We start from the raw sequence: 13530 nt of genomic DNA, 5'->3' as shown, positions 1-13530 counted from the left end.
CGATAGCTGAACATAGCCTATCGACCAAGTGGCGGCTGTGGGGGATTTCTCGCTTAGTGATGCTCGCGCGTCGCCCTGAACTTCACTTCCGGCCAGCGCTCTTCCATCAGGCTCAGGTTTACCCGCGTCGGGGCGAGATAGGTCAGGTGACCACCGCCATCGACCGCCAGGTTCTCGTAGGCCTTGTCGCTGAATTCCTTGAGTTTCTTCTCGTTGTCGCACTCAATCCAGCGGGCCGACCAGACGTTGATCGCCTCGTAGGCGCACTCGACCTTGTATTCCTCCTTCAGCCGGCTGGCGACGACGTCGAACTGCAGCACGCCGACCGCGCCGAGGATGATGTCGTTGTTGCGCTCGGGGAAGAACACCTGGGTGGCGCCTTCTTCGGCCAGTTCCTGCAAGCCCTGACGCAGCTGCTTGGATTTCAGCGGGTCCTTCAGGCGCACACGGCGGAACAGTTCCGGCGCGAAGTGCGGGATGCCGGTAAAGCCGAGGTTTTCGCCTTCGGTGAAGGTGTCGCCGATCTGGATGGTGCCGTGGTTGTGCAGGCCGATGATGTCTCCGGCCCAGGCTTCTTCCAACTGCTCACGCTCGCTGGAGAAGAAGGTCAGGGCATCGGCGATGCGGATGTCCTTGCCGATGCGCGCGTGGCGCAGCTTCATGCCTTTTTCGTACTTGCCCGAGCAGATGCGCATGAAGGCGATACGGTCGCGGTGCTTGGGGTCCATGTTCGCCTGGATCTTGAAGACGAAGCCGGTGAACTTGTCTTCGGTCGGCTCGACGACCCGCTCGTTGGCTTCACGCGGCAGCGGGCGCGGGGCCCAATCGACCACGGCATCGAGCACATGGTCGACACCGAAGTTGCCCAGCGCGGTGCCGAAGAACACTGGGGTCAGCTGGCCCTTGATGAATTCGTCCTGGTCGAACTCGTGGCAGGCGCCCTGAACCAGCTCCAGCTGTTCGACGAAGCGGTCGTACTCGTCGCCGATGTGCTTGCGCGCTTCGTCGGAGTCAAGCTTCTGGATGATCTTGACGTCGGTGCGCTCATGCCCGTGGCCCGGCGTGTAGACGATGATGTAGTCGTCCTTGAGGTGATACACGCCCTTGAAGTCGCGGTAGCAACCGATCGGCCAGGTGATCGGCGCGGCCTTGATCTTGAGGACCGCCTCGATCTCGTCGAGCAGCTCGATCGGGTCGCGAATGTCGCGGTCGAGCTTGTTGATGAAGCTGACAATGGGCGTGTCACGCAGGCGGCACACGTCCATCAGGGCGATGGTGCGTGGCTCGACGCCCTTACCGCCGTCGAGGACCATCAAGGCCGAATCCACCGCGGTCAGGGTGCGGTAGGTGTCTTCCGAGAAGTCTTCGTGACCGGGGGTGTCGAGCAGGTTGATCATGTGCTCGCGGTAGGGGAACTGCATCACCGAGGTGGTGATGGAGATGCCGCGCTGCTTCTCCATTTCCATCCAGTCGGAGGTCGCGTGACGGTCGGATTTACGCGACTTCACGGTACCGGCCACGGCAATCGCCTTGCCCATCAACAGCAGCTTTTCGGTGATGGTGGTCTTGCCCGCGTCGGGGTGGGAGATGATGGCGAAGGTGCGGCGCTTCGCGACTTCGGCGGCCTGGGTGGTCATGGCGGTCCCGGTATGGAAAACGTGTCAGAAAAAGCCGGCGATTATAGCAGCAAAGCCGTAGCGATATCGGCTGTTGCCGTCGCTACGGCCGGCGGAGCGGCAAGCAGCAGCGCTGTTCGCGCGCCAGCTCAAGGCGTCGAATGCAGGCGGTGGGGCGATGCGATCGGAACATCCCCGCGTCATATCGGTCGGTTTGAATACGGTAGGTTTGCCAAGACCGTTCGAAAAAGGGAGTGAGTACGGATTTTTCGTTGATCTCGAACAGCTGTGGTTCTAAAGTTCGCGCCCGAACGTCCATGCTGGAAACGATCCATCCGGCTCAAGTACTGACGACGAGAGGTTGCCGGTTTTCGAACCCCGCGAGCACGGCTTGCAGGTTCACCGGGACCGGTGATGCTCGGCGACATGCCTTGGGAAGTAGGCGAACCAAAATGGGGAAACTGTCAGACGTTCGCGGCCTTGTGCCACCCCCTGCACACTCTTCCGTTCCGCCAACTGGAGCCCTGCATGTCGATCAAGATCGAAGACTACTATCCGCGAGAAACCTTCCAGAAGATGAAGGCCTTCGCCGATGAGCGCGAAACCCCGTTCGTCGTCATCGACACCAAAATCATCAGTGATTCATACGACCAACTGGTCCGCAACTTCCCGTTCGCCAAGATCTACTACGCGGTGAAGGCCAACCCGGCCACCGAGATCACCGAGCTGCTGCGCGATAAAGGTTCGAACTTCGACATCGCCTCGATCTACGAGCTGGACAAGGTCATGGCCACCGGCGTCGGCCCGGAACGTATCAGCTACGGCAACACCATCAAGAAAGCCAAGGACATCCGCTACTTCTACGACAAGGGTGTGCGCATGTTCGCCACCGACTCGGAAGCCGACCTGCGCAACATCGCCAAGGCCGCGCCGGGTTCGAAGGTTTACGTTCGGATCCTCACCGAAGGCTCCAACACCGCCGACTGGCCGCTGTCGCGCAAGTTCGGCTGCCAGACCGATATGGCCCTGGACCTGCTGATCCTGGCCAAGCAACTGGGCCTGGATCCTTACGGGATCTCCTTCCACGTGGGCTCGCAGCAGCGCGACATCGACGTTTGGGACGCCGCCATCGCCAAGGTCAAGGTGATCTTCGAGCGCCTGAAGGAAGAAGACGGCATCATCCTCAAGATGATCAACATGGGCGGTGGCTTCCCGGCCAACTACATCGCCAAGACCAACGATCTGACCACCTACGCCGACGAGATCATCCGCTTCCTGAAGGACGACTTCGGCGATGACCTGCCCGAGATCATTCTGGAGCCGGGTCGTTCGCTGATCGCCAACGCTGGCGTGCTGGTGTCCGAAGTGGTCCTGGTCTCGCGCAAGTCGCGTACCGCGGTGGAGCGCTGGGTGTTCACCGACGTGGGCAAGTTCAGCGGCCTGATCGAAACCATGGACGAGTCCATCAAGTTCCCGATCTGGACCGAGAAGAAGGGCGAGATGGAAGAGGTGGTGATCGCCGGCCCGACCTGCGACAGCGCCGACATCATGTACGAGCATTACAAGTACGGCCTGCCGCTGAACCTCTCGAGTGGCGACCGTCTCTATTGGTTCTCCACCGGTGCCTACACCACCAGTTACAGCGCGGTGGAATTCAACGGCTTCCCGCCGCTGAAGGCTTACTACATCTAAGCTCTGCCACGACGCAAAACGCCGCGAAGTTCGCGGCGTTTTCGTTTCTGCGTTTCGTCGGCGGCTACCGTCGCCGCGATAACGTCGAGCTCGAGCAGGCAAGGGCGAGGCGAAATGCCCCGAGCCTCGCTGCCCGGCGTTGTCGATCAGGGCATCTGTACTTCGATCACGCCGTCGGCGTTGACGCTGATCTGGCGGGTGCCGGCCTCGATCTCGGGTGTCGGCATGGCGTCCATGGTCTTCATCGCGAAGTTGCGCATCTCCGGCTGGTAGCCGCCACCGCTCGCCAGGTTGAGGCTGACGATTCGGTAATCGCGGCCGCCCAGGGCTTCGGTGGCCAGCTGCGCACGGGCGCGGAAGGCGGCGACCGCATCCTTGAGCAGGGCGTCTTCGTTCTGCTTGCGGATCGCGTCGGAAACGCTGAACTGCATGCTGCCCATCTTCAGATCCTGCATCAGCTCGCCGGTCAGCTTGGACAGGGTGGCGAAATCGCCACTTTCCAGCCGCAGCTCGGCGCGTTCGCGCCAGGCGGTAATCTGCTGGCCTTTCTCTTCGTAGACCGGATAGCTGCTGCGGCTGCCCTGGCTGACCACCACGCCTTTCGCTTGCCGCGCGCGTTGCAGTGCCTTGTTCATGGTCTTGGTGGTCTCTGCGGCGAGCTGCGCCGGATCTTCGTGCTGCGCTTCGCTGTACAGCGTGACATGCATGCGGTCCTGGGCCACCTCGCTCGTGGCTTCGGCGCGTAACGAGATCTGGTTATAGTGTTGCTCGTCGGCAACGACGGGCAGCGTAGCGATACAGGCCAGCAGCGCAACGCTGCGAGGTAGGGTTACGAACATGAAAACTCCTGAATTCGATAGCACCAGCGGTGCGGCGCAAAGACTTTAGCCTTTTGCCTGGCGACATGCAGTTTTTCGTGCGTCGCGTTGCCGCAGATCAGCTGAGCTTCGGGTCGCTTGGTTATACTCGCGGCTCTTTGGAGACCCCATGTACGCATCCGTTCACTTGCTGTCCGCCAGCCGCCAGAACCTTCGCCTGCTCATCCTGATCCGCATCCTCGTGCTCGCTGCTCAGGCGGGCGCGGTGGGGCTGGCCTACGCGACGCAACTGTTCGGCCTGCCCTGGTTTCATCTCGGGGTGACCCTGGCCGTCTCGGCGATGATCTGCCTGGGCACGGCACTGCGCCTGCGTGGTCCCTGGCCGGTGACCGAACTCGAATATGCGGTGCACCTGGCCACCGACCTGCTGATCCACAGCGCGTTGCTTTATTACTCGGGCGGCTCGACCAACCCCTTCGTTTCCTATTATCTGGTGCCGTTGACTATCGCCGCGGCGACGCTGCCCTGGCTGTATTCGGTCGTGTTGTCCGGACTTGCGTTGGCCGGCTACACCCTGATGCTGGTGTGGTACGACCCGGTGATCGTGCCGCCGGTCGATCGCACCACCTTGCTGGTCTACGGGATGTGGTTGAGCTTCGCCCTGGCCGCCGCCCTGATCACCTTCTTCGTGGCGCGCATGGCCGAGCAGTTACGACGTCAGGAGCAGCTCCAGGCCCAGCGACGGGAAGAAAGCATGCGGGATCAGCAGCTGCTGGCCGTGGCGACCCAGGCGGCGGGCGCCGCGCATGAGCTGGGCACCCCGTTGGCCACGATGAGCGTGCTGCTCAAGGAGCTGCGCCAGGAGCATCCGGAGCCTCAGCTGAACGATGACTTGGCGCTGCTGCAATCGCAGGTGCAGCTGTGCAAGGAAAGCTTGCGTCAGCTGGTGCGTGCCGCCGAGGCCGACCGCCGTCAGGCGGTCGTCGAGCAGACCGTGCGCGAGTGGGTCGAATCGGTGCTGCAGCGCTGGCACCTGATGCATCCGGAGGCCACCTATCGCTTCCAGTGTCTGGGCAAGGGCACGCCACCGCGCCTGATGCCGCCGGCCGACCTCGGCCAATCCCTGCTCAACCTGCTGAACAATGCCACTGATGCCAATCCTGACGATCTGGATATCCGCCTGGATTGGGACGCGCAGTGGATCAGACTGACCATTCGCGACCATGGCGCCGGCGTGCCGCTGGCCATCGCCGAACAGATCGGCAGACCTTTCATCACCACCAAGGGCAAGGGGTTCGGCCTTGGGCTGTTTTTGAGTCAGGCCAGCGTGACCCGCGCGGGCGGAACGGTGAAGCTTTACAATCACGAAGAGGGTGGCACCCTGACCGAACTGCGCCTGCCGCATGGTTCGATGCGGGCCTGAACCTGACGTGACCCAAACGCGAGGAATCTAGACATGACCGAAGAGTTGCAGCACGAAGGCGAAGAGCAGCCCCACCTGTTGCTGGTAGATGACGACCCGACGTTTACCCGCGTCATGGCGCGCGCCATGAGCCGGCGTGGTCTGCACGTCAGCATTGCCGGCTCGGCCGAGGAAGGCCTGGAGATGGCCAAGCAGGAGCTGCCTGACTACGCCGTGCTGGATCTCAAGATGGACGGCGACTCCGGCCTGGTTCTGCTGCCCAAGTTGCTTGAACTCGATCCGGAAATGAAGGTGCTGATCCTGACCGGCTATTCGAGCATCGCTACCGCCGTCGAGGCCATCAAGCGGGGCGCCTGCAACTACCTGTGCAAGCCTGCCGATGCCGACGATGTCCTCGCCGCGTTGCTGTCCAAGCATGCCGACCTGGACACCCTGGTGCCGGAAAATCCAATGTCCGTGGACCGCCTGCAGTGGGAGCACATCCAGCGCGTTCTCGGCGAGCACGACGGCAACATTTCCGCCACGGCGCGCGCGCTGGGCATGCACCGGCGGACCTTGCAGCGCAAGCTGCAGAAGCGCCCGGTACGGCGTTGAGTCGTTCCTGGCTGGGCTTGCGCGGGCCTGGCCAGGATCGGGCCGCCGGAATGCATTAGGTCACGGCCTTCCGGCTGTTGGTACATCCTGCAGGGTCGGCCCGGCCCTTGCGGCTGCGGTCTTGTCCGCGAACTGCGACTGCGATGCCGCCCCTTTCGCGGTCGAGACCGCTGCCACGGATCTGCGGTTAACATAGGGCGGACTTCGCTTCCCGAGTGCGTTCATGCTTTCCGTTGCCATCCAGACCCTGGGCATCACCGCTCCGGTGTTCGTCATGCTGTTCGTCGGTGTCGCCCTCAAGCGGTTGGCCTGGATAGACGCGACCTTCATTCACACCGCCTCGTCGCTCGTATTCAAGGCCACGATGCCGACGCTGCTATTCCTGTCGATCATCAGGGCCGATCTGGACGCGGCGCTTCAGCCGGCATTGCTGAGCTATTACGTCGTCGCCACGATCACGACCTTCTTCCTCGCCTGGGCCTGGGCGCTCTGGCGCTGCCCGCATGCGGACCGTGGCGTTTATGTCCAGGGCGCCTTTCGCGGCAACAATGGCATCGTCGGTCTGGCGCTCGCCACCAGTCTCTATGGGGACTATGGCTTGTCCCTCGGCGGTGTGCTGGCTGGCATCGTGATACTCGTCTACAACAGCCTGTCGGCATTGATCCTGGCGATCTACAACCCCGAGGGGCGTACCAGCGTCAGCGCGATCCTGCTCAGCATTGCGCGCAACCCGTTGATCATTGGCGTGACGGCCGCCGTCCCCTTTGCCTATTGGCAGGTACCGCTGCCGGACTGGCTGATGACGTCGGGGCAGTATTTCGCTCAGATGACTCTGCCGCTGGCGCTTATCTGCATTGGCGGCACGCTGTCGCTTTCGGTCCTGCGTGAAAGCAGCCGCATCGCGCTGGGGGCGAGTTTGATGAAAATGGTCTGGCTGCCGACATTGGCCACGCTCGGCGCCTGGCTGTTCGGCTTCCGGGGCGCCGAGCTCGGCATCCTGTTCCTCTATTTCGCCTGCCCGACCGCATCGGCCAGTTTCGTGATGGCGCGGGCGACCAATGCCAACCATCAGCTCGCTGCGATCATCATTGTGCTGACTACCCTGATGGCGGTGGTCACCATCAATATCGGCTTGTTCGTGCTCGGTTGGCTGGGCTGGATCTAGACGCCGCTACATGGGTTGTGACCGCCTTCGATTTTCCGACACGCGGTCGTGGCGAGGTGGTCGCAATCGTTCAGCAGGCCGCAGAAATAAAACAGTGAATCCTGCACATTGCCCCGGATGTTCAATGGCTGGTCTGCATGACGAGCCCGCTTGTTTTCCGGGGAGCGTAAATGCCGTTATTCACATCTTCGAGCCGCTCGTTGACCCGTACGCCCAGCCGCGTCGTCAATCCGCGACCTGGCCTCGGCGCTAGCCTGGCGTTGCTCCTGCTTCTGAACCTCGGCACCTTCGCCGGCGGCTACTGGCTTGGGCAGGACCGACACACTGCGGACTATGCGTCTGCCGATGTAGACGAACCGGTCGCAGACAGCGAGGGGCACTTTGCGGTCGCGCGGGTCGGCAAGGTGGTCGGGCGACTGCGGTCCCTGGAGTCCGACGTGCTCGCGCTGCAGCAGATGCTGGGCGAACAGCGCGTCCTTCACGCACAACTTTCCGCACTCGATCCAAGCCTGTTGCCGGAGTTGGTACCGCAGCGCCCGGAGGATGGCGCCGGTCAGGGCGGGCCCCTGCTGCCGCCGCGTGGCTGCCTCAAGGGAGGGCCGTTGCAGGATGATGGCCTGCCGCTGGAGCAGCTTGCCCTGGGTGAGGCGTCCGCAAGCTGCCTGCGGATGGTGCTGGACGGCCTGTTGCAGCGTGTCGCCGAACGCAATGCGGCCCTGATGGCGATACCGTCGCGGCGCCCGGTCGGCGAAGCGCGTCTCGGCTCGGTGTTCGGTAATCGCATCGATCCCTTCCGAAAGCAGGCGGCCTTCCATTCCGGCGTCGATTTTTCGCTGCGTACCGGTTCCGAGGTTCGAGCCGCGGCCGGTGGACGGGTTCGCTTCGCCGGTACCCGCGGTGGCTATGGCCAGTTGGTCGTGCTCGACCACGGCAACGGGCTGAGGACCCGCTACGCCCACCTCTCCCGAATCGATGTGCGGGCCGGTGAGGTCGTAACCCCCGAGCAGCGGATCGGTGCGGTGGGTTCGACCGGGCGCTCGACCGGCCCGCATCTTCATTTTGAGGTGTTGCACAAGGGGCGCTTCGTCGACCCGCAGCGCTTCCTGGCCCTGGGTGAACTGGACCGGATTGGCGATCGCGATGTTCAGGCTGAAGACTAGGCCCGATACGCGCCAGCTGGTGCGGGCCGAGCATCAGCTGCGGACCGCTCCTCGCTCGCGAGCATGGCTCTGGGTCAGCCTTCTGCTGCTTGGCCTGAACGGTACGCTGGTGCATCTGCGCCTGGAGGACACGGCCGATCACGAGGATCAGCTCATGGCGCTCGACGCGGAAAACCGCTCACTCGAACAGGCACTGGAGCAGGGCCGGCTGCAGCATCGGGAGGCCGAGGCGACCCAGGAACAGTTGCTCGGGCGTATCGCAACCCTGTCGGCCCAGGTCGAACGGTTGCAGACCGACCTGGCCTTTTTCAAACAGCAGAAGAAAGTCCGCTAACACCTTGGAGTGAATCGATGTTCGGCAAAAAGCGTCCCGTGAGCGTCACTATCGATCGGTTTTCGAGCCTGATATCCAGCAATGTCTCGCTGACTGGCGACATGGAATTCGACGAGGGGCTGAAGATAAATGGCGCAGTGATGGGCAACGTCTGCCACAAACCGGGCACCCAGAGCCTGCTGGCATTGAGCACCGAAGGGCGGATAGAAGGCAACGTCAGCAGCTACGACGCCCTGATCGATGGCACCGTCGTCGGTGACCTGGTCGTCGAACACCTGCTCGAACTGCACTCCAACGCGCGGGTGCGCGGCAACATTCGCTATCGCCAGCTGAGCATGGAAAACGGTGCGGTCGTCGACGGCACGCTCAGCCGGCTGGACGACGAGGAGACTGGGCAGGTCGTCGAGCTGCCGCGCCTGCACAGCCGCGAAGGTTGAACGGCCGCGTCGGCCTGCGCCAACTGGCAGGCCTGGTCCGCGGGTGCTGCCGGGGCCGCGCTATCGTGGTTGCCGCTTCCAGGCCCGACTGGCGATCACCAACAGGGTGATGGCAGTCAGCGGCAAGGCGTAACCGATCAGTGCGTCGCCGAAGGTTTCAGCGAAAGCACGTCCGGTGCTGACCATTACCAGGTAGACCGTGTAGGCGACGTAATAGGCCAGAAACAGCAGGCCTTCCCACCGGTTGATGCAGTAGCCGGTGAAGAAGATGGGCAGGCAGGCCAGTGCGACCGCAATCATGACCGGGAAGTCGAACGCCAGCGCGTTGGCTGCAACGCCGATCGCTTGCGGCGACACCAGCGAAGCCAGGCCCAGCACGCAGAGCAGGTTGAAAATGTTGCTGCCAACGATGTTGCCTACGGCGATATCACGTTCGCCGCGAATGGCCGCGAGTATCGAGGTGGCGAGTTCCGGGAGCGAAGTGCCGATGGCGATAACGGTCAGGCCGATCACCAGTTCCGACAGGCCCAGCGCCCGTGCAAGCGACACGGCGCCTTCGACCAGGAAATGCGAGCCGCCGACCAGCAGCGCCAGGCCGGCAATGATCAGGGCAGCGTTGATCAGGCTGGCGTAGGGTTTGGCGGGCGCGTCGAGGCCGAACTCCTTGGCGAACTCGTCATCCTCCGCTGCCTCGGCGTTGGCGCGGCGGCTGCTGACGATCAAGAACAGCGTGTAGCCGATCACCGCGCCAAACAGCAGAGCGCCATCGAGCCGGGAGAGTGCGCCGTCCCAGGCCAACCCATAGGCAACCAGGCTGGCGCCGATCATGATCGGGACGTCGAGTCGGATCAGTTGGCGAGAGACGATCAGCGGCGCGACCAATGACGTCATGCCGAGGATCAACAGTACGTTGGCGATATTGCTTCCCAGCACGTTGCCGATAGCGATATCGCCGCTGCCATTGAGCGCGGCCTGCACGCTCACCGCGGTTTCCGGCGCGCTGGTGCCGAAGGCCACCACGGTGAGGCCGATGACCAGCGGCGGAATACCGAACTGTGCCGCAAGCTTGGCCGCGCCACGCACCAGCACTTCAGCGCCAGCCACCAGAAGCACCAGGCCGGCTATCAAATAGACGAACGTCATCGCGGACACGTAGGGTCGCTCCAGAGAAAAAAGGGGGTCAGCGCTGGTGTTTCCAGGCGCGCAGAAAGATCACCAATAGCGTCACGGCGGTCAAGGGCAATACGTACCAAGTCATTGCATGGCGCAACAGGTTGATCGCCTGCAGGCCGGTGGAAAACAGCACCAGGTACAGCGTGTAGGCCAGGTAGTAACCGAAGAACAGCACGCCTTCCCAGCGATTGATGCGGTAGCCGGAAAAGAAAATCGGTAGGCAGGCAGCGAATACCGCGAGCATCACCGGAAGATCGAACGCCAGGGCATTGGGTGAGATGGACAAGCCGTCGGTCGAAACCAGCGCGCCGGCGCCCAGCACCAGCAGCAGGTTGAAAATGCAGCTACCGACGATATTGCCGACAGCGATGTCCCGCTCGCCGCGGTAAACCGCCATCAGCGAGGTCGCCAGCTCGGGCATCGAGGTGCCGACCGCGATCACGGTCAGGCCAATTACCAGCTCCGATAGCCCTAGTGCTCGAGCCAGGGCCACCGCTCCCTCGATCAGCAGTTGCGAGCCGACCATCAACAGGCCCAGCCCGAACAGGATCAGCAGCAGCTGAACGAGCCAGCCCAGCGGCCGCGCTTGGTCGTCTTTGCCGAACTCGATGGCGAACTCGTCCACCGCCACCTGGCTCTTTTCGCGTCGGCTGGCGAAGACCAGAAACAAGGTGTAGAGCAGCAGCAAAGCCAGCAGTATGGCGCCGTCGAGGCGACTGACGCTGCCGTTCCAGGCAAGTGCGTAGGTCAGGATGCCCGCGCCGATCATTACCGGTACATCAAGTCGCACGAGTTGACGCGATACCAGCAGCGGCGCGACGAGGGCCGATAAACCTAGGATCAGCAGGATGTTGGCGATATTGCTGCCGATCACGTTGCCCACGGCAATGTCCCCGTTGCCGTTCAGCGAGGCCTGGATGCTGACCGCCGTCTCCGGTGCACTGGTGCCGAAGGCGACGACGGTCAGGCCGATGATCAGCGGCGAGATGCCGAAGCGCGCGGCCAGTTTCGCGGCGCCGCGTACCAGCGCTTCGGCGCCTAGTACCAGCAATACCAGACCGCCGATCAGGTAGGCGAATGTCAACAAACTCATCGGAACTCCGGGTAGTGGGCGGGCCTGGACTAACGGCTCACTTTTTCGATCTTCACCTTGGCGATGCCGTCTTCGAGCAGGTCGAGCCGGGCCGCCGCCACTCGCGACAGATCGATGATCCGTCCGCGTTTGAAGGGGCCACGATCGACGATACGCACGGTGACCTGCTTACCGTTGTCGAGGTTGGTCACCTTCACCCGCGTACCGAAAGGCAGCGTTTTATGCGCGGCGACCAGTTGGTTCTGGTTGAAGGTTTCGCCACTGGCGGTCTCTTCGCCATGGAAGCTGCGCGCGTAATAGGACGCTACGCCTTGTTGGGTAAAACTGTTCCTGGCCTTCGAATAGGCCTCCTGGTTTTCGCCACAGCCGCCGAACAGGGCGAAGGGCAGTGCAACGAGCAGCAGTCTGGTTCGCATACGCCAATCCTTCCCGAGCGGGATCGATCCGATGCCGGCCAGTGATCGGTTATATGGCCTCGAAGGGGTTTGAGCATGAACAGCGACAGCCGTTCAACGGCGCGGGCCGGGTAGGGCGCACCGGGGATACGAGGCGGGCCGGGCGGCCCGCCTTCGTCGATCAGCCTTCGAGCTTGCTCTTGAGCAGCTGGTTGACTTGGCCGGGGTTGGCCTTGCCCTTCGAAGCCTTCATCGCCTGGCCGACGAAGAAGCCGAACATCTTGCCGCGCTTGGCTTCGTCGCTGGCGCGGTACTGCTCGACCTGCTCGGCGTTGGCGGCCAGCACTTCGTCGAGCATTTTCTCGATGGCGCCGGTGTCGGTGACCTGCTTGAGGCCCTTCTTCTCGATGATCTCGTCAGCCGAGCCTTCACCGGCGGCCATCGCCTCGAAGACCATCTTGGCGATCTTGCCGCTGATGGTGTTGTCCTTGATGCGCAGGATCATGCCGCCCAGTTGCTCAGCGGTCACCGGCGATTGCTCGATGTCCAGTCCGTCCTTGTTGAGCAGGCTGGACAGCTCGCCCATTACCCAGTTGGCCGACAGCTTGGCGTCACCGCAGACCTGCTGTACGGCTTCGAAGTAGTCCGCCATTTCGCGGCTGGCTGCCAATACCGTGGCGTCGTAAGCGGACAGGCCGAACTCGCGCTCGAAACGCTCGCGCTTCTGCACGGGCAGCTCCGGCAGGCTGGCGCGTACCTCATCAAGGAAGCTCTGCTCGATCACCACTGGCAGTAGGTCGGGGCAGGGGAAGTAGCGGTAGTCGTTGGCTTCTTCCTTGCTGCGCATGGAGCGCGTCTCGTCCTTGTTCGGGTCGTACAGGCGGGTTTCCTGAACCACCTTGCCGCCGTCCTCGATCAGCTCGATCTGGCGCTGCACCTCATGGTTGATCGCCTTTTCGATGAAGCGGAAGGAGTTGACGTTCTTGATCTCGGCGCGGGTGCCGAACTCGGCCTGGCCCTTTGGGCGCACCGAGACGTTGCAGTCGCAACGCAGCGAGCCTTCGGCCATGTTGCCGTCGCAGATGCCGAGGTAGCGCACCAGCGCGTGGATCGCCTTGACGTAGGCGACCGCTTCCTTGGCGCTACGGATGTCCGGCTCGGAGACGATCTCCAGCAGCGGCGTGCCGGCGCGGTTCAGGTCGATCCCGCTCATGCCGTGGAAATCTTCGTGCAGGCTTTTACCCGCATCTTCTTCCAGGTGCGCACGGGTGATACCGATACGCCGCGTGGTGCCGTCTTCCAGGGTAATGTCCAGGTGGCCCTTGCCGACAATGGGGTGGTCCATCTGGCTGGTCTGGTAGCCCTTGGGCAGGTCGGGGTAGAAGTAGTTCTTGCGCGCGAAGACGTTCTTGCCGGCGATCTCGGCATCGATGGCCAGGCCGAACTTGCAGGCCATGCGCACGGCTTCGGCATTGAGCACCGGCAGGGTGCCGGGCATGCCGAGGTCGACCAGGCTGGCCTGGGTATTGGGCTCGGCGCCGAAGGTGGTGGCGCTGCCGGAAAAAATCTTCGACTGAGTGGCGAGCTGAGCATGGATCTCAAGCCCGATAACGGTTTCCCATTGCATCAT

General features: G+C 62.8%; 13 protein-coding genes. 7 read left to right on the top strand and 6 right to left on the bottom strand.

Features of this window, described 5'->3' with window-relative positions:
- Positions 1 to 53: 53 nt before the first annotated feature.
- Positions 54 to 1637: a peptide chain release factor 3 gene (locus KVO92_RS08875; protein WP_217475215.1), complete on the bottom strand. Its 1584-nt coding sequence runs from the start codon at positions 1635 to 1637 to the stop codon at positions 54 to 56.
- Positions 1638 to 2144: 507 nt separating this feature from the next.
- Between KVO92_RS08875 and KVO92_RS08870 the strand changes: the two genes are divergently transcribed.
- Complete coding sequence (locus tag KVO92_RS08870) at positions 2145 to 3308, top strand: type III PLP-dependent enzyme (RefSeq protein WP_217475214.1); 1164 nt, start codon at positions 2145 to 2147, stop codon at positions 3306 to 3308.
- A gap of 146 nt (positions 3309 to 3454) precedes the next feature.
- Here the strand turns inward: KVO92_RS08870 and KVO92_RS08865 are convergent, their stop codons facing one another.
- Entirely contained in the window at positions 3455 to 4147 is a 693-nt protein-coding gene (locus KVO92_RS08865; RefSeq protein ID WP_217475213.1) for an SIMPL domain-containing protein, read from the bottom strand.
- 148 nt (positions 4148 to 4295) lie between these two features.
- Here KVO92_RS08865 and KVO92_RS08860 point away from each other — a divergent pair, with 148 nt between their 5' ends.
- The 6 genes from KVO92_RS08860 to KVO92_RS08835 all read left to right on the top strand — a co-directional run bounded on the left by KVO92_RS08860 (position 4296) and on the right by KVO92_RS08835 (position 9239).
- Complete coding sequence (locus KVO92_RS08860; protein WP_217475212.1) at positions 4296 to 5549, top strand: ATP-binding protein; 1254 nt, start codon at positions 4296 to 4298, stop codon at positions 5547 to 5549.
- A 33-nt stretch (positions 5550 to 5582) separates the two neighbouring features.
- Positions 5583 to 6143, top strand: a complete 561-nt coding sequence (locus tag KVO92_RS08855) for a response regulator transcription factor (protein ID WP_021208747.1) — start codon at positions 5583 to 5585, stop codon at positions 6141 to 6143.
- 223 nt (positions 6144 to 6366) lie between these two features.
- Positions 6367 to 7308: an AEC family transporter gene (locus tag KVO92_RS08850; RefSeq protein WP_217475211.1), complete on the top strand. Its 942-nt coding sequence runs from the start codon at positions 6367 to 6369 to the stop codon at positions 7306 to 7308.
- Positions 7309 to 7478: 170 nt separating this feature from the next.
- Positions 7479 to 8468: a M23 family metallopeptidase gene (locus KVO92_RS08845; RefSeq protein WP_217475210.1), complete on the top strand. Its 990-nt coding sequence runs from the start codon at positions 7479 to 7481 to the stop codon at positions 8466 to 8468.
- The gene (locus tag KVO92_RS08840; protein WP_217475209.1) at positions 8449 to 8802 is read left to right on the top strand and encodes a hypothetical protein; all 354 of its coding nucleotides are present in this window, start codon (positions 8449 to 8451) and stop codon (positions 8800 to 8802) included. The genes KVO92_RS08845 and KVO92_RS08840 overlap by 20 nt, the downstream gene beginning before the upstream one ends.
- A 17-nt stretch (positions 8803 to 8819) precedes the next feature.
- Positions 8820 to 9239 (top strand): bactofilin family protein, encoded by a 420-nt coding sequence (locus KVO92_RS08835; RefSeq protein WP_217475208.1) that lies wholly within the window; start codon positions 8820 to 8822, stop codon positions 9237 to 9239.
- Positions 9240 to 9299: 60 nt separating this feature from the next.
- Here the strand turns inward: KVO92_RS08835 and KVO92_RS08830 are convergent, their stop codons facing one another.
- The 4 genes from KVO92_RS08830 to gatB form a co-directional block, all read right to left on the bottom strand.
- Positions 9300 to 10391, bottom strand: a complete 1092-nt coding sequence (locus tag KVO92_RS08830) for a calcium/sodium antiporter (protein WP_217475207.1) — start codon at positions 10389 to 10391, stop codon at positions 9300 to 9302.
- A 28-nt stretch (positions 10392 to 10419) separates the two neighbouring features.
- The gene (locus KVO92_RS08825; RefSeq protein ID WP_217475206.1) at positions 10420 to 11505 is read right to left on the bottom strand and encodes a calcium/sodium antiporter; all 1086 of its coding nucleotides are present in this window, start codon (positions 11503 to 11505) and stop codon (positions 10420 to 10422) included.
- A 29-nt stretch (positions 11506 to 11534) separates the two neighbouring features.
- Entirely contained in the window at positions 11535 to 11921 is a 387-nt protein-coding gene (locus KVO92_RS08820) for a septal ring lytic transglycosylase RlpA family protein (RefSeq protein WP_217475205.1), read from the bottom strand.
- Positions 11922 to 12081: 160 nt separating this feature from the next.
- Positions 12082 to 13527 (bottom strand): Asp-tRNA(Asn)/Glu-tRNA(Gln) amidotransferase subunit GatB, encoded by a 1446-nt coding sequence (gatB, locus tag KVO92_RS08815; RefSeq protein ID WP_254621315.1) that lies wholly within the window; start codon positions 13525 to 13527, stop codon positions 12082 to 12084.
- Positions 13528 to 13530 lie beyond the last annotated feature (3 nt).

Origin of the sequence: Stutzerimonas stutzeri (assembly GCF_019090095.1) — a bacterium.
In the GTDB taxonomy this organism is placed as follows: Bacteria; Pseudomonadota; Gammaproteobacteria; order Pseudomonadales; family Pseudomonadaceae; genus Stutzerimonas; species Stutzerimonas stutzeri_AN.
This window is presented reverse-complemented; position numbering and strand designations above follow the sequence as displayed.